This is a genomic window from Listeria sp. SHR_NRA_18, assembly GCF_003856515.1.
Lineage (GTDB): Bacteria > Bacillota > Bacilli > Lactobacillales > Listeriaceae > Listeria_A > Listeria_A newyorkensis.
The window spans coordinates 1-21913 of record NZ_QPKR01000018.1 but is presented as its reverse complement, the minus strand read 5'-3'; the positions used below and the strand labels follow the sequence as shown (position 1 = coordinate 21913).

The following is a 21913-nucleotide window of genomic DNA, read 5'->3' as shown; positions in this document are numbered from 1 at the left end:
CCTGAGCCAGGATCAAACTCTCTTTAAAATAAAGATGAATCTGAATACTTATTCAACACCGTGAATAAGATCCTTGCGTCAAATTGACTTCGCTAGCAAATTACTTTACTAGTATTACTTTTGGAAATAGCTTTCTATTTCCGCCCTGCGATTCTTACCTAGAAACATCACTGTCTCTATTGGTTTTATCTTTGTTTCTGTTCAGTTTTCAAAGGTCATTTCAGAAGCGCTAAACTTGTTTAGCAGCAACTCTTATATCTTACACTTCCTAGCGATGAATGTCAAGAGCTTTTTTCAAAAAAATATTTTTGACTCTTAGTTGCTTTTATCTGTTTGCTGGAACGATTACTAATATATCACGTTTTCGAGACCTTGGCAAGCATATTTGACAAAAAAAGTTCACATTTTAAAAAAAGTTTTTTAAAAGCTCTTTTTCTGATGAAAAATCGCGTTTTCGAAAGCTCTCAAAAACGCGATTTCTTCGTTTAATCTCTTGGTTTCATCGTCGGGAATAATAGAACATCTCTGATAGATGGTGCGTTGGTTAATAGCATTACCAGTCTGTCCATTCCTATACCTAGGCCTCCCGTTGGTGGAAGGCCGTATTCTAACGCTTCTAGGAATTCTTCATCCATACTATGCGCTTCATCGTTGCCGTGTTCACGTTCTGAGACTTGAGCCTCGAAGCGTTGACGTTGATCAATTGGATCGTTTAATTCTGAGAAGGCGTTGCCGTGCTCACGTCCTACTATGAATACTTCAAAACGATCTGTAAATCGCGCATCATCTTTATTTGTTTTTGCTAGTGGGGATATTTCTATTGGATGTCCATAGATGAATGTTGGTTGGATCAGCTTTTCTTCGACGAATACTTCAAAGAACTCATTAAGGATATGTCCGTATGTCATGTGTTTCGTGATTGGTACATTGTGTTCTTTCGCTAGTGCTTGGGCTTCTTCTGTTGTTTGAACGTTCCAGAAGTCTACTCCTGTATATTGTTTTACGGCATCTACCATATGTAGACGTGTCCAGTTCGGAGTTAGGTCGATTTGTTCTTCGCCGTACGTGATGATAGTGGTGCCATGTAGTTTTTGGCATACTGTTGAGATTAGACCTTCTACAAGTTCCATGATATCTTCAAAATTCTCGAAGGCTGCATATGTTTCTAGCATGGTGAACTCTGGGTTGTGTCGGGTGGAGACGCCTTCGTTACGGAATACGCGTCCGATTTCATATACTTTGTCCATCCCACCTACTATAAGACGCTTTAGATGTAATTCTAGGGCGATGCGGAGATATAGTTGCATGTCTAGCGCGTTGTGGTGTGTTATGAATGGTTTTGCTGCTGCGCCTCCTGCGATTGTGTGCAGAACGGGGGTTTCGACTTCTAGATAGCCGATGTTGTCTAGGTAGTTACGCGTGTATTGCATGATTTTGCTGCGCATTACGAAGCGTTGTTGGCTTTCTGAGTTCGTGATTAGGTCTAGGTAACGTTGACGGTAGCGTTGTTCTACGTCTTTTAAGCCGTGAAATTTGTCTGGTAATGGGCGCAATGATTTGCTTAGCATCGTGAATTCGGTTGCTTTCACGGATAGTTCTCCTGTATTAGTTAGGAAAATCGTTCCTTTGACGCCTACAATGTCGCCTAAATCTGCTAGTTTGAAAATATCGTAGGCTTCTTCTCCAACGCCGTCTTTGCGAATATAGATTTGGACTTGGTGGAAACGATCTTGAATATGTGTGAAGCCTACTTTTCCTTTTACGCGTTTGGTCATGATACGTCCGGCAACGGCAACTTCTATCGCTGCCTCTTCTAATTCTTCTTTTGTTTTACCTTCATATTGGGTTACGATTTCTTCTGGACTAATCGTGCGGACGAATTTTGCGCCGAACGGATCTACGCCTTCTGCTCGTAATGTATCTAGTTTTTCACGACGAACGATTAGCTGGTCGTTTAATTCTTCATGGTTCTCGTTGGACATATTTGACACTCCTATTCTTTTCAAGTTATACAGATAGTTTCATTATACGCTCAATTGGGTTGACTTTTCTAGTTTTATTTAAAAAAAGTTGCCTCAGGGTGTGATGAGACAACTTCGGATTGAAAAATTCGGACTGGAATCTCTGACTGTTCCTGCGACTTTATTGTTTTGCTAAATTCTTTTCTTCATATTGCGTGACGAATCCCCTTAAGATAGCTTCCACTTCGGTGTATACTTCGGCTTGATTTACGGCAACTTTGGCTCGCGTGCTTCCACGTGCACCTTTTAGGTAGTATGCTGCGTGTTGACGGAATTCGCGGACGGCAATTTTTTCACCTTTTATCGCAACGAGACGGCGCAGATGAAGTAGGGCTGTTTCGATTTTGTCGCGTGGTTCTGGTTCTGGGAGTAATTCGCCGGTTTCTAGATAGTGTACGGTTCGGTAGATCATCCACGGGTTTCCAAGGGCAGCGCGGCCAATCATGACGCCATCTGCACCGGTTTGTTCAAGGATGGCTTTGGCGTCTTCTGGTGTTTGGACGTCTCCGTTTGCCATGAACGGGATGGAAATATTCTTTTTGACTTCGGCTAGGATGTTCCAGTCTGCCTTGCCTTCATACATTTGGACCCGGGTGCGGCCGTGCATCGCGATAGCGCTTGCTCCTGCGCGTTCTGCTGCTTGGGCATTTTCGACGGCAAACACGTGTTCATCGTCCCAACCGATTCGCATTTTTACGGTGACGGGTTTATCGACGGCATCTACAACGGCGGCAACCATGTCGTATACTTTATCGGGATTTAAAAGCCATTTGGCGCCGGCTTCACATTTGATGATTTTATTGACTGGGCACCCCATGTTGATGTCGATGATGTCGGCAGTTGTGTTTTCTGACACGAATTTTGCGGCTTCTACTAATGTATTTTTCTCACCGCCAGAAATTTGTAGGCTCAGCGGTTTTTCTTTTTCATCGATATAGAGCATGTCGAGTGTTTTGGCGTTACGTTGCACGATCCCCTTATCGCTTATCATCTCGCAACATACGAGCCCTGCGCCGCATTCTTTGACCGTTAGACGGAACGCGGAATTCGAGATTCCTGCCATCGGTGCGACGACGACTCTATTTTTAATGGGTACATTCCCAATTTTCCACATAAAAACGTTCCTTCTTTCTTGAAATAGAATAACCGCTGGGATACGCGATCCATGATGTCAGCGGTTTGGTTTCTCCTTTTGAAACAATAGTGTTATGGTAACATATCTCGTGAAAAGCGCAAGTGTCTATTTTACCAGTCTAACTGGATGTCTGTTTTGTGTATGCCTTGATCTGCTAAGACCTCTTCTTGCAAAAGTGGTTCTGCGATGACTGGCGCGATTTCTTGTAGTGGAATCATGACGAAGGCTCGTTCCGTCATTCTTGGATGTGGTAATTCGAGGGTTTCGGTTTGCTGGGTGACGCCATCATATAGAAGCAAGTCGATATCAATGAGGCGTGGGCCCCAACGAATAAGGCGGACGCGGCCTAGTTCGGACTCGATTGCCAAACCTTTTTGTAAGAGTGTTTCTGGGTCTAGCGTGGTTTGGATGGTTACGGCGATGTTAAGGAACGCTTCTTGGTCTTCGAAGCCAACTGGGTCGGTTTCGTATACACTGGAGACGTTTTCGATTGTTATTCCCGACTCGGCTTGTAGCGCTTTTAGGGCGTTTTCGAGATTTTCTTGGCGATTTCCGATGTTTGTACCGATCGATAAATAGGCTTTATGCAACGTCACCACTCCTTGTGCGCGTTATTTCCACAGCTACAGAGTGATAGTGGCCCGGGATTGGCGGATTCGGCTTGATGACTTTGACGGTGATTTCTTTTAATAGAGGATAGCCTCCCAAAACTTCCATTGCTATTGTTTCTGCGAGTGCCTCGATTAGTTGGAATCGCTTGTTTTCTGTGATTTCTTTTACCGTTTCGTATACTTCTGCATAACTAACCGTGTCGCTTACTTCATCACTTTTTCCCGCTTTTGCTGTGGATAAACCCAGCGTGAGCGAGACGATGAATGTTTGCCCTAATGTATTTTCTTCTGGCATAACGCCGTGATATCCGTAAAAAGCTAGTTCGTTTAAATAAATTTTATCCATCTTTAAAATTCCCCCTTAATTGTTTGGCGCCTCGATATTGCCGAGAATAGCGTCCGTCATCTTGATCATGCGCGCTATCGGCTTCACATCGTGTACTCGGAAAATCGTGCAGCCTTTTACTTGACCGTAAACAACTGTTGCACCGGTCCCCTCTATGCGCTCGTCTACAGGGAGGTCGAGAACTAGGCCTATCGTCGATTTGCGACTCGTTCCTAGTAAAACTTCATAACCCAGGGCAACTATTTCATCGATTCTTCGTAAAACTTCGAGATTTTGCGCTGGTGTTTTGACAAAACCGAAACCTGGATCTAGTAAAATGTGGTGATTTGGAACGCCCGCTTGTTTGGTAATATCGATGCTCGCTTGTAAGTCTTGTTTTACATTTTCAAAGTAATTATCGTAATCGCGATTGGTTCGGTTATGCATTAAAATGATTGGCGTCGCGAATGCAGCGGCTACTCTGGCTATTTCCGGATCTTTTTTTGCGCCCCATTGGTCGTTAATAATGTCTGCTCCTGCTTCGATTGCGGCGATCGCCACTTCTGATTTCCACGTATCAATTGAGATCCAAACGTCTGGCAAGGCCTCACGAACGACTTTGATTGCGGGGATAACACGCGCCAACTCTTCATCTACCGGAATTTCACGGTGACCAGGTCTCGTAGATTCGCCGCCGATATCGATAATCGCAGCGCCCTCCCGAACCATTTGAATAGCTTTGTCTTTTATTTGTTGTTCGGTTATGTAATTCCCACCGTCCGAAAAAGAATCCGGCGTGACATTCAAGATTCCCATAATCATTGTAGGATGCGTTGTTTGCCATAATTTACTCAACAAAATCACCTCTTTTTTATATTAGTATAGCATGAATCCTTATATTTCGAGGCCCACATTGCCTTTTCCACGCAACAAAAAACCAGCGCGGAAAAGGGAGTAACCACGCTGGTCAAAAAGGGAGTGTTAAGTTTTCATTTTAAAAAGGGAAAAAATGAAACTTAGTTTTGCTTGTTATTAGCTTATAAATACATAATACCCGACTAAAGCAAAATTTTAGTGAGGTTTGTGTTAGAAATTGATGAGAAAACAACGAAATGCTGAAAGAGCCCGTTTATGTTGATGAACTTTCAAACCTTCGTTTGGTTTGATTTAGTGAATCAATAGGCAGTGAAGCAATGGGAGACTGACAACCTTTTAATTGTTAGGGGGCGCAGAAAAATCCCTCCTCTGGATTTTTCGGAGGCACCGAAATTTCCGAGAGGCTGACTAAAAGGAGGGCAGTTTCATTACATTCAACTGCATATTGAGGTTCTAACAAAGCAAACGACGCTTTTCAAGAACCACAACAAAGCTGGATCCAGAGGCGCGAATCGTGACGCCAAACAAGGAACGAATGCTTACTCTCGTATTAAGTCCAAGGATGCTTCATAAGTGCCTCTGGTGGATTACATGCTCGCTTTGCTCTCATGCATATTGGCGTTCTAATGAAGCAAGGGACGCTTCATTAGAACACCAACAAAAAAGACAACGCGTTGGTGGCACGTTGTCTCTTCCTTTCCATCACGAGGAAGTAACGGAAATTGACTTATTTGTTGTGGTCTTACAAGTACTATATTACTGCATGTTCGCGAAATTTTACTGTGGTTTTTGTTAGAAGTCTATGAGATTTATTCGAAATTGTATAGTGCCGTGCTGAGGTAACGTTCGCCATTACTCGCGACAATCGCCAATACTTTTTTACCTGCGCCTAGCTCTTTTGCTAAGTTAAGTGCTGCGAAAATGGTTGCGCCTGATGATATCCCTACTAGGATTCCTTCTTTTTTAGCGACTTCGCGGGCTGTTTCTAAGGCGTCTTCGCTGGAAACTTTGAGGATCCCATCGTATACTTTCGTGTCTAGTGTATCTGGAATGAAGCCTGCGCCGATTCCTTGGATTTTGTGTGGGGATGGCGAATCGCCTGAAAGGACTGCGGATTCTTCTGGTTCTAGGGCGTAGATTTTAATGTCTGGATAGTTTTTCTTCAGTACGTGTCCTGCGCCTGATACGGTTCCGCCAGTTCCTACTCCTGCGATAAATGCGTCTAAGCCATCTTTGCCGAATGCTTCGACGATTTCTGGGCCTGTTGTGCGTTCGTGAACGGCTGGATTGGCTGGGTTATGGAATTGTTGCGGTACGAAATAGCCGTGTGCTTTTGCGAGTTCGTCTGCTTTCGCGATTGCGCCCTTCATGCCGTCTGGACCTGGTGTCAACACTAACTCTGCGCCATATGCTTGTAGTAATTTGCGACGCTCTAAGCTCATCGTTTCTGGCATCACAAAAATCGCGCGGTATCCTTTCGCGGCTGCAACCATCGCAAGTCCGATTCCCGTGTTTCCGCTTGTCGGCTCAATGATTGTATCGCCAGGTTTCAGAGCGCCCGATTGTTCTGCGTCTTCGATCATCGCGTTAGCAATACGGTCTTTCACGCTGCCTCCTGGATTTTGGAATTCCAATTTCACATATACGTCCGCGCTTCCTGATTCTGGTAAATGATTTAATTTCACGATAGGCGTTTTTCCGATTAAGTCTGTAATTGAGTTTGCAATTGTCATTTTCTCAACACTCCTTCTCTATTCTCTCCTCTACTTTAATCAATCCCGAGTCGTTTTGTCAAATTTAAAAGGCACCCCATCCCTAGGATACCTTCCAGTTTTTATTTCGCTTCTTCGTAAAATGCTTCTAGTTCAGATTCTTCAAAGTGATATTTATTACGGCAAAAATGGCATTCTGCTTCTGCGCCATGGTCTTCTTCAATCATTTGGCGAATTTCACTTTTTCCTAGAGAGATAATCGCGTTACCAAAACGTTCTTTGGAACAATTACATTCGAACGTGACTGGCATTTTTTCGAGGATTTGTAAGTTTTCTTCGCCGCCTGCAAGTCTTGCCAAAATTTGTTCTGGCGTTTCTCCTGCTTCGATAAGACGGGAGATGGTTGGGCAATCTTTCAGGTTTTTTTCGATTTCATCGATGATTGCGTCGTCTGCGCCTGGAAGTAGCTGTAGCATGAATCCACCTGCGGCTTCGATGGTGTCATCTGGATTTACGAGCACGCCAACGCCGAGTGATGAATTTATTTGTTCAGATGTAGCAAGATAGTACGTATAATCCTCGCCAATTTCGCCTGAAACGATCGGAACTTGCCCTGTAAAATTCGAGCGGAAACCGATGTCTTTCACAACGGCTAGCATTCCTTCTGTACCAACGCCGCGACGAACATCTAATTTGCCGAACTCGTTTAGCTCGCTGAAATGCACGTGTGGATTCGTTACGTAGCCTCGAATCTGGCCTTGCGTATTGCTGTCCGTGATGATTGGTCCGATTGGTCCGTTTCCTTCGATTTTGACGGTTACTTTTTGGTCTTCTTTTTGCATCGCGCCGAGGAATAGGGTTGCGGTCATAGATCTACCAAGCGCTGCGGATGAGATGGACCACGTGTCATGACGACGTTGCGCCTCGCCCACCGCTTCTGTTGTTCTTGCAGCGTAAGCACGGACATTTCCGCCATACGCTAATGCTTTTACTAAATAATCACTCACTATCATTAACTCCTTTATCGTTTGATTGATTTCGTTCATATAAAATTCGCAACCCTTTCAACGTTAGAAATGGGTCTACGATATCCGTTATCTCTGATTTGCCGCTAATAAGCCTCGCGAGACCTCCTGTTGCGACGATGGTTGGCTCTGTGTTGGTCTGTTCTTTCATCGCCTTGACAATACCTTCAAACTGGCCGATAAAACCGTAATAAATACCTGCTTGCATCGACGCGACGGTGCTTTTGCCGATGACTTTTGGCGCTTCTGTGATGTCTACGCGTGGAAGTTTTGCGGCGCGATTGTAGAGGGCCTCCGTTGAGATCATAATGCCTGGTGCGATTGCTCCGCCGTGGTAGCGCGATTTTTCATCGATATAGCAGAATGTTGTCGCCGTTCCAAAATCCACGATAATAGCGGGAGCTCCGTATTCTTCAATCGTCGCTACGGCGTTGACAATTCGATCAGCACCGACTTCGCGCGGGTTGTCGACTTGTAGATTGAGACCGGTTTTGATACCTGGACCAACAACGAGCGGCCTAATTTCGAAATATTTATAGCACATCGCTTCCAGAGAATGCATAATCGGCGGGACAACAGATGAGATGATAATTCCCTCGATTGCCTTGGAAGAAATGCCACCGTATTGAAAAAAATCTAAGACCATCATGCCGAGTTCGTCTGATGTACGGTGACGATCCGTCGTCATTCGCCAATGCTTGCGTAGCTCTTTGCCTTCATAGACACCAATTGTGATGTTCGTATTCCCAACATCGATAACTAAAATCATACCGTCACCATCCTTTTTGTGATTTTTCTAGAGTATCATAACACGGATTCTGTGAAAAGCCGAGTAATTTGTCTTATTTTGACCAATAGGATGAAAAGCTGAAGAAGCCCGTTAGACCCGAAAAAATTTGTTAGGGGCCACAGTGAAAACCCGCTCTTGGTTTTTGCGGAGGCCACGAAAATTTCGAGGGTCTGGCTTCTGAAGCTGGATCTGATGAAAAGCTGAAACGGCCCGTTCAGCTCCGAAAAAAACTGGAGCGGCCGCAGGAAAAAGCCGCTCTTGCTTTTTGTGGAGGGCGTGAAGTTTTCGAGGAGTTGGCCGTTGAAGCTAGATCTGGAAGCGATGATACGTCAAAAATCGGGGCGTTCCCACAAACTTGATTGGCAGACTATGAATTATTGCAAAATTTTTCTCAGACTGTTACTGACTCCATGCTCGGCGTTGTGAGAGCCACTGGGGGTTTACATGCTCGCTTTGCTCTCATGCATATTGTGTCTTGGTTTCTTCTTATTTGTTCTGGCCTTTGTTCTGGGCTCGGAGTCGTAAGAGCCTCTGATGGTTTACATGCTCGCTTTGCTCTCATGCATATTGAGGCTCTAATTCAGCACAGGACGCTTCATAAGAGCCACAACAAAACCAGCACACAACTATCATGTACTGGTTCCTATCTTACTTATTCACCTTTTTTATCATCATTCGGTGTTTTTTCAGCATCTGGTGCTTCTTCAGTCACGACCTCTTTCGGTGCTTCTGATTCTGCATCCTTCTCTGCTTTTTCTTCTTTATCTGCATAATCCCAAATCTTATCGTCTTTCGCTTCTTCGACAAGTTCTTTCTTCTCTTCTTCATAAGATTTTGGTTCAATATCATCTTTTTCTGAAGGGAATTCGGACATTTGTTCGTCAGCGTCCATTTCGGATGGTAAAACGCCATCGTCATATAGTGAACGGATTTGGCGTGCATCTAATGTTTCAACTTCAAGCAACGTTTCCGCGATAAGCGTATGTTGCTCTCTGTGTTCTTCAATAATTGTTTTCGCACGGTCATAACAGAAGCGGATTAGGCTTTGAACTTCGGTATCAATTTCATACGCGATCTTGTCGGAGTAGTTTTTGCCATTTCCGAAATCTCTGCCCATGAATACTTGATCGCTACCTGATGAGAATTGAAGTGGACCAATTTTGTCGCTCATACCCCATTCTGTTACCATCCGGCGCGCGATTTGTGTCGCACGTTCGAAGTCATTGCTTGCGCCTGTTGTTACTTCACCAAATTCGATTTCTTCGGCTACCCGTCCACCTAGTAGACCTGTAATACGGTCCATTAACTCAGCTTTCGTCATTAGGAAGCGATCTTCTTTTGGTAACATAACGGCATAACCGCCTGCTTGTCCACGTGGAACAATCGTTACTTTGTGGACTACTTCAGCTTCATCGAGCACCATTCCGACGATTACGTGACCACTTTCATGATACGCGACGGTACGGCGTTCTTTGATTGAAATAACACGGTTTTTCTTGGCTGGGCCGGCGATAACGCGATCACTTGCTTCGTCCAAGTCTTTCATATCGATTTGTTTCTTATCGGAACGCGCGGCAACAAGGGCTGCTTCATTCAGTAAGTTTTCTAAATCGGCACCAGAGAATCCTGGCGTACGTTGAGCAATCGCTTTTAAGTCAACGCTCTTCGCAAGTGGTTTATTACGAGCATGCACTCGAAGTACGGCTTCACGTCCTTTAACATCTGGACGGTCTACCATGATTTGACGGTCAAAACGGCCTGGACGTAGTAACGCTGGGTCAAGTACGTCGGCACGGTTAGTCGCAGCAATGATAATGATTCCTTCGTTACCGCCGAAACCATCCATTTCTACAAGTAATTGGTTCAATGTTTGCTCGCGTTCGTCATGTCCGCCGCCCATTCCTGCGCCACGTTGACGACCTACAGCATCAATTTCATCGATAAAGATAATACATGGAGCGTTTTTCTTCGCATTTTCGAACAAGTCGCGGACACGGCTTGCACCGACACCAACGAACATTTCCACGAAGTCCGAACCACTGATTGAGAAGAACGGTACACCTGCTTCACCGGCTACTGCACGGGCAAGTAATGTTTTACCTGTACCTGGAGGACCTACGAGTAAGACCCCTTTAGGAATACGTGCGCCAAGTTCGGCAAATTTGCGTGGATCTTTTAGGAAATCTACAACTTCTACTAATTCTTGTTTCTCTTCATCTGCACCGGCTACATCTGTGAAGCGGACTTTATTCTTGTCGTCGTTATAAAGTTTGGCTTTACTTTTACCAAAGTTCATAACTCGACCGCCACCGCCGCCACCTTGTGCTTGGCTCATTAGGAAGAAGAACAGGATAAAGATAATAACGAAAGGAATGATAGAAGTGAAGAACGTGATCCAGCCACTATTTTGCTTTGCTGGTACAACTGTCATTTTCACATCGTTGTCATCCGCAACCTTATCCATTTGAGTTAGCAATTGATCACTGTTGATAGCATATGTTGTGAATTTCGTTGTTGTTTGATCTTTTCCAACTTTGCTGTCAGTTTTCACTGCTTTCTTCAGTTCTCCATTAATCACATACACGCTGCGATCCGGTTGTATGGAGAATGATTTGATTTGATCGTCACCCATTTTCGTGATGAACTCATCATAGCTGATTTCTTTTGCAGACTCACTATTGTTATTAAAAGTGGCTACGATTCCTATGATGACAAGGAAAATGATAACGTAAAATATGGCGTTTCTAAAAAAGCGATTCATTCCTTACCTCCTCCCACGTAAGAGCATGGATTAAGTCTTTACAGTTAGGTTTTTTTGCATTCCCTTTTTGGCTGTAAAAACAGATCCGCCTTGTGTTTCTCTCACGAAGACTTTCTATTAAAAAGCATGGTTTATTATTATTCCTCAAATAGGCATATTGAGCTAAAAACTAAGACTAATGATAGCATAACGAATTGCAATTTCCCAATGATTTGCATGTTGTTGGACACGTTTTTTTATCACAGGAAAAATTTAACGCGGAATAGCTACCTTTGTGCCTTGTTTTCTATATGTTAACAAATTTAATTCATTTTGTGAACTAAATCAATCTGCGTATATTTCTGGTTTCAAAACGCCGATGTATGGTAAGTTACGATATTTCTCTGCGAAGTCAAGACCGTAGCCAACGACGAATTCATTTGGAACGACAAACCCGACGTAATCTGCGTCAATATCTACATTGCGTCCTTCTGGTTTATCAAGCAACGTTACTAGTTTTACGGATTTGGCTTTGCGGTATTTTAGAAGATCAACTAAATAGCTAAGCGTGCGTCCGCTGTCGATAATATCTTCCAGAATCAGTACGTCTCGACCTTCCACTGATGTATTCAAATCTTTGATGATTTTTACTTCGCCGGTTGAAACTGTGCCGTTACCGTAGCTCGATACATCCATGAAATCCATTTCTAGATATGTATCTACTCGTTTTAGTAAATCGGTCATGAAAGGCGTTGCACCTTTTAAGACACCGATGACTAGCGGGAAGCGACCGTCGTACTCGGCTGTCAGTTCTTTGCCCAGCTCAGCAATTTTCTCCTGGATTTCATTTTCGCTAATCAACACTTTCTGAATATCGTTGTGCATACTTTTGTTTCCTCCTAAATTACGATGATATCTTATAATATATTGCTTTGTTTCACGGTTTGGTTTCGTTTGGTGGACCGACGCCTGAACGCCTGGAATCCATAAAATTTCACCTGAATAATCTGTCACAATAGGCCACGTATCACGTTCATGCTTCGGAATTTTGGCATCGATGAAAATCGATTTGAGCTTGCGTGTGCCACCTGTCGTTTTCATGCGATCACCGTTCATGCGACCGCGGATAATGAGCGGTAACTGGATTGCCTCTTGATTCACAATCATACCATCTAATCCGGCTGTTTGCACAACTGAGCTTTTGGTCTTGATGCGAATCTCCGCACCATCTGCTAGCGTCACGCGATCACCGTCGTACAATTGATGATAAAAATCCTGCACTTTCTTGCTCGACTCGCCATAAAAGAAGTCCAGCTGGTCATACGCACGCCTCACAATTAAGCTATTCGGCAAATGAATGACGCCCGACGGATTGGTTTCCCGATTCAGTCGTAAAATCTGGTCCACATGCCCTGCCGAAATAAGCGACATCGTGTCTTTATACAGATGCTTCAATAGTAAATGAATTGTACGGCGTTGTAAAGGTTGGGGCAGTTTTCGCCACTCGGTTAATGCAAGTTTCACGTCGGTTTCGCTATATTCGGTCATGTTTCGCAACGCCTGTTCCGCCAACTCATTCAAAAACAGAAAATCTTCGGTCGTTTCTTCCGAAAAACGCCGGAATTGTTCATCGACATGCGTATTTTCTTGTTTTAAAAAAGGCAGTAAAGCTTTGCGATAGCGATTGCGCGTATACGTATCTTCCTGATTGGTCGCATCCTCTAAATAAGGAACGTCTTGCGCCTCACACAGATGCACAATCTCACTTTTCGTTAACGGGAGGAACGGCCGAACCACCATCCCCGTCGCAAAATTGCGTTTTGGTTGCATCCCGAGCCAGCCCAAATCGGAACTCCCTCGAACAAGCCGCATCAAAATCGTTTCCATCTGATCGTCCGCATGGTGCGCTAGAACGAGCTTCTGACAGTGATATTTCCGCATAAGCCCTCTGAAAAAGGTATACCTATACTTGCGCGCCGTCTCTTCAATCCCGGTTTTCTCCTGCTCCGCTAACCGCCTAATATCCAGTTGCGTTGCTTCAAAGCGAATACCGTAAGTCTCACAAACATCCGCGACGAGTTGCTCTTCATCGACAGATTCTGCGCGCAGACCATGATTGACATGCGCTACAACAATCGCCTCTTTTGGCACAATCCTTGTTTGGATTAGAAAATGAAGCAACGCCATGGAGTCCGCGCCACCAGAAACCGCGACGAGCAGCTGATCGCTTGGCTTAATAAGTTGATGCTTATTTATAAACGCCATTACTTTTTCGCGAGCCATCATGTTTCCAACCTCTTTCATCATCCAAATCAGGCAAAAAAAGGAGTTGTACCTAAGCCAAGTAAATCAGACTTTAGTTGACTTTGAACAGCTCCTATAAATTCACTATTTATGATTAGCTACGTTTCGCGCCACGGCCGCCACGTTTGGACTCCGTTTGACGTTTTAAGGTAGATAAACGGTCTTCGCTATCTTTTAAGAATTTAGACATTTTATCTTCAAAATTCTCTGGACGTACTGGCTCTGCAGCCTTTTTGTTGTATTTCGGTTTGCGAGGTCCATTGCTATAACTTCTCTCTGGTCTTTCTGGACGCTCCGGTTGGTCAACTGCTTTACGAATTGATAAACCGATTTTGCCGTCATCGCCGACATTCATTACTTTCACAGTGACTTCATCGCCAACCGTTAAAATGTCATTGATATCCTTCACATAGTTATCTGCAACCTCACTAATGTGAACAAGACCTGTCTTGCCACCTTCTAACTCAACAAACGCCCCAAAATTAGTAATCCCGGTAATCTTCCCTTGTAACTTGTTGCCTACTTCAATCGACATAAAACAATGCTTCCTCCTTAGAATTTCACTCTACCCTTAATTATAGCTAATATAAAAAGAGTGTCAATTACACGAAACTTTTTTCGCAAATTAATTGGACGACTCTTTCTTCTTATCGTTTTCGTCAGGAATATTGAAAATGATTTCCCCCTTCTCAGAAAGGAAATACTCACTCCTAGCCAGTTTCGCGATGTAGTCATCATCATGTAATTTGTTAATCGTGCTCTTTAGTTCTTTCTGATCTTGCGCTACTGCGAGTGCTTTCTTATCTAATTCTACTTTCTCTGTTTCCTTGGCGTGTAGTAAACTCACTTGTTGTGAATAGACGTACACTAAACCACCGCTGACCACCACAATAACTGCGGCAAGCATTAATAGCCTCCGAAATAGTGCGACTCTTCTGCGTGATCGTTGTTTCTTCATGATCGTTTCATCTTGTACGTAACGATTATTTAGTCTTGTAACAGTACGTTGGTCTCTTTTCACACATCATCCCCCATTTCTTCAGTATTAATTCGCCACTAGCCCCAATTTAAAGACTAGCTGTGATCCGCCTTGAAAAAAATTGGTTCTTGTTTAAAATAATAACAATATTTCAGCCTTTTGTCCATTGCTATCCGTTATTTTGACGATCTTTTTTAAGTACATCTGTTCTATTTAGTTGCATAATTTATTTTTTTATGCTTTATGGTCTGGATATTTGTCCCTAGCTGGGCGGTTTTTCGTTCTGGATAAGGTAATGACTAATAGGATGATTGCTATGATAATTGTGATTGGAATGAAAAATACAATCGCCGTGAAAATCATGTCTCCCAATGAGAAGGCCATCATTTTGTTCCCCCTTTTCAAAAAAGGCTTGCAAGGAAAAACCATGACAAGCCTTTGATCGTACTATTACTTTTTCACTGTTTTTTTGAATTCGAATTTCGCCATCCAGCCTTTTTTGCGCTTCAGGTTGATGTAGCCGATAGTCGCGAATACGAAGGCCCCGAGGAAGTCGACGAACAGGTCTTCCATCGTGTCGGTTACCGCGGCGGTCCCAGCGAGTTTTGTGCCGTCTTCTAGCATCGTTTTTTGCATGTTCATGCCTAGCCATTTGTCGGATGCGAACTCGTAAAATTCCCAGACAACGCCTAGTGTTACCGCAAAACATACGGCGAACAAGGCTACAAAAGCCGGGCTTAAATTCATCGTTGTGCGCTCATCCTCATTGAGAAAGGAGATGACGGAAAATCCGAGTGCGCCGAGCATAGCACCACTAAATGTGTGTAAAATCGTGTCCCAATTTGGAATTAAATAGTAGAAACTTTGAACTTCTCCAAGGTAAATCGAGCAGTATAGAAAAATAATAAAGACGAGATACATGTTCCCTGGAATTTCAAATTTGAATCGACGTCCAAGAATCGACGGTAAAAACATGGCTACTAGCCCAAGAATACACTGGCTTACCATGAGCGAATAGTCGCTGCGTGTCGGTTCTCCTTCTGGTACACCGGTCGCTGGTGTCGTCATCAAATTGTAGATGGAAAATACTAATGATATTAATAGTGATGCGAAAACGAATATCGCGATGATTTTCGTCCAATTCCACTTTCTGGTTTTCTTCAAATGAATGCCACTCCCTTTTTCAAAAATCTTGCCATTTATTCATTATAATAACTTTTTCAGGAAAAAGGAAGTTTAAACCGAGCGCGTCATAAATCGATGAGGTTTTTCTTGATGGCGTATTTGACAATTTCGGCGCGGGTAGTGAGGTCGAGCTTGTTCATGATGTTTGATTTGTGTGTTTCGACGGTTTTCACGGAGATGCATAGTTTGTTGGCGATTTCTTTGTTGCCATAGCCGAGCGCGATGAGGGGTAAAACTTCTTGTTCGCGGTTGGAAAGCTGGACATAGGAATCGCTGACTTCTTCGCCGTTATTTTGTTGTAAAAATTGGCGGACGAGAGCCGTCGTTACTTTTGGATAGATATAGGTTTCGCCTTGCTGTAAGGCTCGGATGGCATCTAGTAGTTCGTCGTCTTTGGCATTTTTTAAGATGTAGCCGGTCGCGCCTAGTTTTAAAGCTCGGAACAGGTATTCTTCGTCGTCGTGCATCGTCAAAATGAGGATTTTGGTCGCAGGAAAGTTCTCCTTGATTCTTTTTGTGGTGACTAAGCCATTTTCGCCTGGTGGCATGCTGAGATCCATCAAAACAACGTCTGGTGCGTGGCGCTCGGTTTCAAGATAAGCCTCCAAACCATCTGCGGCGTCTGCTACGACGGTCATGTCTTCCTGGGAGTTGATGACGAAGGATAGGCCACTTCTGACTACGGCATGGTCGTCTACAACGAGTACTTTGATCATGTTGTTCTGCCTCCTTTTGGCTCGATTGGTATTCTGACGAGTACTTTCGTTCCTTGATTCGGCTCTGAACGAAGCTCGAATTCCCCGTGCAAGAGTTCCACGCGTTCTTTCATGTTTAGCAAGCCCAAGCCGCTTCCTTCTGCAGTAAAATGGTCTGGTGAAAAGCCAATGCCTTGGTCGTTGATTTCGAGTACGATCGTGTGCTTCGTCTTGAAAAGGTATACTTCGATTTCGTCTACATCGGCGTATTTAGCGGCATTCGTGAGCGCTTCTTGGGTGACGCGGTATAGCATGGTTTCGACGCTTGCTGGAAAACGCGTGCCATAAAGTTCGGAAACGAAGACAACATGGACACCGAAAAGTTGCTCATAGCGTTTAAAATAGACTTTTAGCGCCGCAAAAATTCCGAGGTCATCAAGGGAAGACGGACGTAATTCTACCGCCATATTGCGAATGTCTTCCAGTGTCGTTGCAAGCATCGAGTCCATTTCGGCAATACTTGATTCGTAGTCTTCTTTTTTAGTCATGTATTTGATTTTGCGAAGTTCGATGAGCGTGCTGAAAAGGCCTTGCGCCAAACCGTCGTGAAGCTCGCGGGATAGGCGTTTCCGTTCGTTTTCCTGGGCGTTGATAACGTATTCGGTCATTGTTTTTTGCTTCAGTAGTTGTTCGGTTTGTTGTTGTTGCGTCAAGTTGCGCAGGAGCAAGACGCTGATTCCAGCTGATTCGTCGATGAGCGTGTAACTCGCGCTAAATGGGATGTTTTCGCCGTTCTCCACATTCAGAAAGATTTGGAAAGCTTCGTTATCAACTCGTTGGTGCAAGAAGCAATCAAGACAGGTTCGCTCTTCGAAAATCGAGGTATAGCCGCTACAGTAGGTGCAGAAATCGTCTAGCTTCACTTCATAGCGGTCGAGCAATTGGTTGGCTGCCGGATTCAACGCGATGATTTCACTTTTGTCTCGTAACAAAAAAACAGCGTCGCTCATCTGTTCGTAGGCTTTCATGAATAGTTCGGATGTTATTTCCATTTCGCATCATTCCTTTACGGCTAGTAAGCTTTGTTGCATTTTGTCGGCAATTGCTTGGAAATCGGTGGGCATCGAGGTTTTTATTTGCGTAACTTTACGGTAACCGCCCAGCATTACACCGATGACAGCACCTTCTGACATAATCGGAACAGCGATAATGCTCGCTAAATTCTCGGTGAGTGCGATAGGATATTCTTGAAGCGGCGCGAGCCTCTCGGTTTTGAGATCTTCGGAAATCATTGGTCTTGCGGTCCGCCAAACGATGCCCGCGATGCCTTTGCCAACTTGGAGGACGATTTTTTGGTAGCGGTTATTGCGGTTGCCGGCGACGTATTTCCAGCGTATTTCTTTTTGTCCGTCTGCTGCGATCGCGGTGGCAATGCCGACAAAGTCCAGCCCTAATTGGAGCCTAATATCGATCAGTTCGCTTGCTATGTCTTGTTCTTTCATTGGTTTGACATTCCTCCTTAACTACCCTTCTAGAATAACATGCGCGGGATCGTTTTGGAATATGTGAAAGGTTTCATTTATGCCCAATCGGAGTAATTCTTCTTGAAAAATTCGAGCTGGTGTTCCGTCGTGTAAAATGACGCCATCCCATTGTTGCTCGGATAAGACGCGGGTCGTGATATCATCGAATCTCGCGTCTTGGATTCGGAGCGCGTAAACATGGGCGCCGAGCTCGGTGTAGTCGCAGATTTGGTCGAAGGTGATGCCCGTTTCGGATGCTAGTAGGTAGCGTTTGCCGAATAGTGGCGTTTGTTCGAACCAAGAGGTGTCGCTGCGTTCTTTGACGACGTTTCCGATGATAATCATGGCAGGGTTCGCCATCGTGGTTTGCGCTAGCTCGGATTCGATTGTCGCGATGGTACCTGTAAGTACTTTTTGGCGGCCGAGCGTTCCCCATTCGATGATGGCCACGGGAAGTTTGGCGAGTTCTGGTTGCTTGGTGATTTTTTCGCAGATCCGCGGGAGGTTTTCGATTCCCATGTAAAATGCGAGCGTGCCACCTTGTGCGAGTGTCGTCATGTCAATCTCCGTGAGGGCGTTGTTTTTCTGATGACCGGTAGCAAAAGTGACGTGCCCGTTATGGTCGCGATGTGTTAGGGGAATTCCCGCATAGATCGCCGCGGCGGAACTGGACGTGATGCCTGGAATGACTTGATAGGTCAAACCGGCGTCTCTGATGGCTTTCATTTCTTCGCCGACGCGTCCAAAGATAGCGGGATCGCCACCTTTTAGACGGACTACTTTTTTGCCTTGCGCGGCGTTCGCGACGATGGCTGCGTTGATTTGATCTTGGCGCATGATGTGATGGCGTGGTAGTTTGCCGCAGTATAGGAACTCAGCGTCTTTTTTCGCTAAGTAGAGCAGTGTCGGGTTGACGAGCCGGTCGTAAATGATGATATCTGCTGTTTCTAGGTGGCGCCGGCCTTTTTGTGTCAAGAGTCCTGGATCGCCTGGGCCTGCGCCGATGAGGTAGACGTTTGTCATGGATTCGTTACCAGATAGATTTTGCCGTTTTCGACTACGGTTTCGTAGGTTTTGACGCAGCCTTCATCGGGCGCCGCGACCAGACCCGTTTCTAATGATATTTTATAGTCGTGTAGCGGGCAGAAAACGTCGGTTCCAGATACGGTGCCTTCTGCAAGTGGACCATTTTTGTGTGGGCAGCGGTTTTCGATGGCTTTTATGCTGTCGTCTGATAGTCGGAATAACGCGATTCGGGCCTTGTCTAGGAGCACTTCACGGCCGATGAGTGGCACCAAATTTTCTAAGTCTGCTACATATTTTTTCTCCATCGCGGTCACACTCTTTCTACGTGATATAGTTTTTGTTTTTCTTCGTCTTGCAAAACTTGCTTCCATGGGTCATCGCGGCCTGCGAGTGCCTCATCTAGCGCGGTTTTTAGAATCGCTTGTTCGGCTGGGTCAAGAATGATATCGCGGACGTGTTCCATGCCCATGCGTTCAAGCCACGGCGCGGTTCGTTCCATGTAAACGCCGGTTTCGCGGTAGTATTGGACGAAGGCGCTGCAAATGTCGAGTACTTCTTGCTCGGTCGCGACGGTGGTTAGGAGCTGTGCTTCTTTGATTTCCGTGCCGCCGTTTCCGCCGATGTAGATTTGGTAACCGTTCTCGACGCAGATGATGCCATAGTCCTTGACACCTGATTCGACGCAGCTTCTTGGGCAACCGGAGACACCCATTTTGAATTTATGTGGCGTGTCGACGAACTCGAAGCGACGTTCTAAAGCTTCGCCGAGTGCGAGTGCATCTTGGGTTCCAAAACGGCAAAATTTCGAACCGACACAGGATTTTACGGTGCGTAAAGTTTTTCCGTATGCAAAACCGGAACGCATGTCGAGTTCTTCCCAGATTTTCGGAAGGTCTTCTTTTTTGACGCCATATAGGCCGATGCGTTGTCCGCCAGTTAGTTTGAGTAGTGGGACATCGTATTTTTCGGCGACTTTGGCGATTTTGATGAGTTGTTGTGGGTCGGTTTGGCCTGCGTACATCCGCGGAATGACGGAGTATGTGCCGTCGTTTTGAATATTGGCGTGTAGCCGTTCGTTGACGTAGCGGCTTTCTGGCTCGTCGGCGTGCGTTTGCGGATAGATCATGTTGAGGTAGTAATTGAGTGCTGGACGGCATTTCGAGCAGCCTTCTGGGTTGCGGAACGCTAGGACGTGACGGACTTCTTTTGCGGTTTGTAGTTGTTTGGAGCGGATTTGGATGATGAGCTGGTCGCGCGTGAAGTCCGTACATCCGCAGATTCCTGCTGGTGCGGCGCTTACGAAATCGTCGCCGAGTGTGTGTTCGAGAATGTCGCCGATGATTGGTTTACATTTCCCGCAAGATCCGCCGGCTTTGGTGTATGCAGTGACTTCGCCGATTGTAGTTAGGCCTTTGTCTGTGATGGCGTGCGTGATATCGCCTTTCGTGACGCCGTTACAGCCACATACGGATTCGTCGTCGGGCATTTCTGCGACGCTCGCGCTTTCTGTTTCGCCTGATTTGTGGAGTAGCGAAACGAGCGTGAAGTCGGTGAGTTCTTCTTCTTTTTTGAGCAGGTTATAGAGGCGGTTGCCTTCTGTTGTATCACCGTAAAGCACGACGCCGACTAATTTCCCATCGCGCATGAAGATTTTTTTATATTTGTTTTCGATGCTATTGAAAATCGTGACGCCTTTGATTTCGGCGTTTTCTTTGATGTCGCCGGCCGAGAATAGGTCGCAACCGGATACTTTGAGCTGGGTGAACATTTTGCTACCATGATAGCCTTTCGTTTCGATGCCGCATAGGTAATCTGCGAGGACTTTTCCTTGCTCATAGAGTGGCGCTACAAGGCCATACGCGATGCCATTATGTTCGGCACATTCTCCAACGGCAAAAATGGCTGGATCGGCGGTTGTCATAAAATCGTCGACTACGATGCCGCGTCCTGTCGGTAAGTTCGCGTGTTGTGCTAGTTCGATTTCGGGTTTGATGCCGATTGCCATGACTACTAGATCTGTCTCGATTTGTGAGCCGTCTTTAAACGCTAGACCTGTGACGCGTGATTTGCCGAGAATTTTGGAGGTCGCTTTTTGCATGAGAAATTTCATGCCTTGCGCTTCGAGATCTGCTTTTAAAAGTTCGCCTGCTTTCGCGTCAAGTTGGGTTTCCATTAACCAGTCTGCGAGATGGATAACCGTGACGTCCATACCTTGATCGAGGAGTCCACGCGCTGCTTCCAAGCCAAGCAGACCACCGCCAATGACAGTAGCTCGTTTGTATTTTTTGGATGCTGCAATCATTTTTTCTGTGTCGGCTATGGTTCGGAATCCGAGCACGCCTTCTAAATCTGCGCCTGGAATTGGCAGGATGAAAGCTCTTGATCCTGTCGCTAAAATGAGACGGTCGTATGTGATATTGCGCTTTGTCGTGGTGACGGTGTTGGTGAGCCTGTCGATTAAAATGGCTTGCTCGTCTGTATGTAGCGTGATGTTGTTGGACGCGTACCATGTTTCGTCGTTTAGGATAATTTCGGACGGCGTCATTTTGTTTTGCAGAATATTGGACAGCATGATGCGATTGTAGTTCGGATGTGGCTCATCGCCGATAATCGTGATGTCGTATTTGTCTGGATCGCGGTCTAGAATTTCTTCAATCGTGCGCACACCAGCCATTCCGTTGCCGATCATGAGTAGTTTTTGTTTTGGCATGTGTTTCCCCTCCTGTTAATTGTGAAAATATGAACAATTAATTATAAAATTAGATAGGTTCATTATACAGGTAACATGTGATTTCATACATGGGGGAAAACACTGAAAAAGCGCCTAAATATCAGCGCCTGATGTGCACCCCAAAAGTTAGACCAAAAATCTAACGTTTGGGGTGTTTTGCTGTGGCAAAATATGATGTATCATTTAAACTGCATGTGGTTCGAGAATATTTAGAAGGAAAACAAAGTTATGCTGA

20 protein-coding genes are annotated in these 21913 nt (G+C 45.1%); all 20 read right to left on the bottom strand.

What is annotated here, in order from left to right:
- Positions 1-485: 485 nt before the first annotated feature.
- Positions 486-1982, bottom strand: coding sequence for a lysine--tRNA ligase (lysS, locus tag DUK53_RS16585; RefSeq protein ID WP_036092271.1), 1497 nt, complete (start codon positions 1980-1982; stop codon positions 486-488).
- 160 nt (positions 1983-2142) lie between these two features.
- Positions 2143-3135, bottom strand: a complete 993-nt coding sequence (dusB, locus tag DUK53_RS16580) for a tRNA dihydrouridine synthase DusB (protein WP_036092268.1) — start codon at positions 3133-3135, stop codon at positions 2143-2145.
- Between the two features lie 131 nt (positions 3136-3266).
- Entirely contained in the window at positions 3267-3746 is a 480-nt protein-coding gene (gene folK / locus DUK53_RS16575; RefSeq protein WP_036092267.1) for a 2-amino-4-hydroxy-6-hydroxymethyldihydropteridine diphosphokinase, read from the bottom strand.
- Positions 3739-4113, bottom strand: a complete 375-nt coding sequence (gene folB / locus DUK53_RS16570; RefSeq protein ID WP_036092264.1) for a dihydroneopterin aldolase — start codon at positions 4111-4113, stop codon at positions 3739-3741. Before folB ends, folK begins: the two co-directional genes overlap by 8 nt.
- A gap of 15 nt (positions 4114-4128) precedes the next feature.
- A complete protein-coding gene (folP, locus tag DUK53_RS16565; RefSeq protein ID WP_036092296.1) occupies positions 4129-4914 on the bottom strand; it encodes a dihydropteroate synthase in 786 nt (261 codons plus the stop codon).
- Between the two features lie 863 nt (positions 4915-5777).
- On the bottom strand, positions 5778-6701 hold the full coding sequence (gene cysK / locus DUK53_RS16560; RefSeq protein ID WP_036131757.1) for a cysteine synthase A: 924 nt from the start codon (positions 6699-6701) through the stop codon (positions 5778-5780).
- Between the two features lie 101 nt (positions 6702-6802).
- A complete protein-coding gene (hslO, locus tag DUK53_RS16555; protein ID WP_036092260.1) occupies positions 6803-7687 on the bottom strand; it encodes an Hsp33 family molecular chaperone HslO in 885 nt (294 codons plus the stop codon).
- Entirely contained in the window at positions 7680-8474 is a 795-nt protein-coding gene (locus DUK53_RS16550; protein ID WP_036092258.1) for a type III pantothenate kinase, read from the bottom strand. Before DUK53_RS16550 ends, hslO begins: the two co-directional genes overlap by 8 nt.
- Positions 8475-9147: 673 nt before the next feature.
- On the bottom strand, positions 9148-11256 hold the full coding sequence (ftsH, locus tag DUK53_RS16545; RefSeq protein WP_036092256.1) for an ATP-dependent zinc metalloprotease FtsH: 2109 nt from the start codon (positions 11254-11256) through the stop codon (positions 9148-9150).
- A gap of 324 nt (positions 11257-11580) precedes the next feature.
- Positions 11581-13521 carry a hypoxanthine phosphoribosyltransferase gene (hpt, locus tag DUK53_RS16540; RefSeq protein ID WP_124893113.1) on the bottom strand — a complete coding sequence of 647 codons (1941 nt, stop codon included), beginning with the start codon at positions 13519-13521 and terminating at the stop codon, positions 11581-11583.
- Positions 13522-13633: 112 nt separating this feature from the next.
- Positions 13634-14074 carry a S1 domain-containing RNA-binding protein gene (locus DUK53_RS16535; RefSeq protein WP_036092254.1) on the bottom strand — a complete coding sequence of 147 codons (441 nt, stop codon included), beginning with the start codon at positions 14072-14074 and terminating at the stop codon, positions 13634-13636.
- Between the two features lie 90 nt (positions 14075-14164).
- The gene (locus tag DUK53_RS16530) at positions 14165-14560 is read right to left on the bottom strand and encodes an FtsB family cell division protein (RefSeq protein ID WP_036131755.1); all 396 of its coding nucleotides are present in this window, start codon (positions 14558-14560) and stop codon (positions 14165-14167) included.
- Between the two features lie 192 nt (positions 14561-14752).
- A complete protein-coding gene (locus DUK53_RS17605; RefSeq protein WP_156110591.1) occupies positions 14753-14905 on the bottom strand; it encodes a hypothetical protein in 153 nt (50 codons plus the stop codon).
- A 63-nt stretch (positions 14906-14968) separates the two neighbouring features.
- On the bottom strand, positions 14969-15682 hold the full coding sequence (locus DUK53_RS16525) for a DUF2238 domain-containing protein (protein ID WP_036092249.1): 714 nt from the start codon (positions 15680-15682) through the stop codon (positions 14969-14971).
- Between the two features lie 86 nt (positions 15683-15768).
- A complete protein-coding gene (locus tag DUK53_RS16520) occupies positions 15769-16419 on the bottom strand; it encodes a response regulator (RefSeq protein ID WP_036092247.1) in 651 nt (216 codons plus the stop codon).
- A complete protein-coding gene (locus DUK53_RS16515) occupies positions 16416-17450 on the bottom strand; it encodes a sensor histidine kinase (RefSeq protein WP_036131753.1) in 1035 nt (344 codons plus the stop codon). Before DUK53_RS16515 ends, DUK53_RS16520 begins: the two co-directional genes overlap by 4 nt.
- 6 nt (positions 17451-17456) lie before the next feature.
- Positions 17457-17900 carry a GAF domain-containing protein gene (locus tag DUK53_RS16510; protein WP_052164895.1) on the bottom strand — a complete coding sequence of 148 codons (444 nt, stop codon included), beginning with the start codon at positions 17898-17900 and terminating at the stop codon, positions 17457-17459.
- Positions 17901-17921: 21 nt separating this feature from the next.
- Positions 17922-18944: a uroporphyrinogen-III C-methyltransferase gene (gene cobA / locus DUK53_RS16505; RefSeq protein ID WP_052164894.1), complete on the bottom strand. Its 1023-nt coding sequence runs from the start codon at positions 18942-18944 to the stop codon at positions 17922-17924.
- Positions 18941-19252, bottom strand: coding sequence for a nitrite reductase small subunit NirD (nirD, locus tag DUK53_RS16500; RefSeq protein WP_036131752.1), 312 nt, complete (start codon positions 19250-19252; stop codon positions 18941-18943). The genes cobA and nirD overlap by 4 nt, the downstream gene beginning before the upstream one ends.
- Positions 19253-19257: 5 nt before the next feature.
- On the bottom strand, positions 19258-21657 hold the full coding sequence (gene nirB / locus DUK53_RS16495) for a nitrite reductase large subunit NirB (protein WP_036092237.1): 2400 nt from the start codon (positions 21655-21657) through the stop codon (positions 19258-19260).
- Positions 21658-21913: the final 256 nt, after the last annotated feature.

Excerpts from the sequence above, each read along its gene's own strand:
- lysS (WP_036092271.1), bottom strand. The coding sequence starts at position 1,982 with ATGTCCAACGAGAACCATGAAGAATTAAACGACCAGCTAATCGTTCGT.
- dusB (WP_036092268.1), bottom strand. The coding sequence starts at position 3,135 with ATGTGGAAAATTGGGAATGTACCCATTAAAAATAGAGTCGTCGTCGCA.
- folB (WP_036092264.1), bottom strand. The coding sequence starts at position 4,113 with ATGGATAAAATTTATTTAAACGAACTAGCTTTTTACGGATATCACGGC.
- folP (WP_036092296.1), bottom strand. The coding sequence starts at position 4,914 with ATGATTATGGGAATCTTGAATGTCACGCCGGATTCTTTTTCGGACGGT.
- cysK (WP_036131757.1), bottom strand. The coding sequence starts at position 6,701 with ATGACAATTGCAAACTCAATTACAGACTTAATCGGAAAAACGCCTATC.
- DUK53_RS16550 (WP_036092258.1), bottom strand. The coding sequence starts at position 8,474 with ATGATTTTAGTTATCGATGTTGGGAATACGAACATCACAATTGGTGTC.
- ftsH (WP_036092256.1), bottom strand. The coding sequence starts at position 11,256 with ATGAATCGCTTTTTTAGAAACGCCATATTTTACGTTATCATTTTCCTT.
- hpt (WP_124893113.1), bottom strand. The coding sequence starts at position 13,521 with ATGATGGCTCGCGAAAAAGTAATGGCGTTTATAAATAAGCATCAACTT.
- DUK53_RS16535 (WP_036092254.1), bottom strand. The coding sequence starts at position 14,074 with ATGTCGATTGAAGTAGGCAACAAGTTACAAGGGAAGATTACCGGGATT.
- DUK53_RS17605 (WP_156110591.1), bottom strand. The coding sequence starts at position 14,905 with ATGATGGCCTTCTCATTGGGAGACATGATTTTCACGGCGATTGTATTT.
- DUK53_RS16520 (WP_036092247.1), bottom strand. The coding sequence starts at position 16,419 with ATGATCAAAGTACTCGTTGTAGACGACCATGCCGTAGTCAGAAGTGGC.
- DUK53_RS16515 (WP_036131753.1), bottom strand. The coding sequence starts at position 17,450 with ATGGAAATAACATCCGAACTATTCATGAAAGCCTACGAACAGATGAGC.
- DUK53_RS16510 (WP_052164895.1), bottom strand. The coding sequence starts at position 17,900 with ATGAAAGAACAAGACATAGCAAGCGAACTGATCGATATTAGGCTCCAA.
- cobA (WP_052164894.1), bottom strand. The coding sequence starts at position 18,944 with ATGACAAACGTCTACCTCATCGGCGCAGGCCCAGGCGATCCAGGACTC.
- nirD (WP_036131752.1), bottom strand. The coding sequence starts at position 19,252 with ATGGAGAAAAAATATGTAGCAGACTTAGAAAATTTGGTGCCACTCATC.
- nirB (WP_036092237.1), bottom strand. The coding sequence starts at position 21,657 with ATGCCAAAACAAAAACTACTCATGATCGGCAACGGAATGGCTGGTGTG.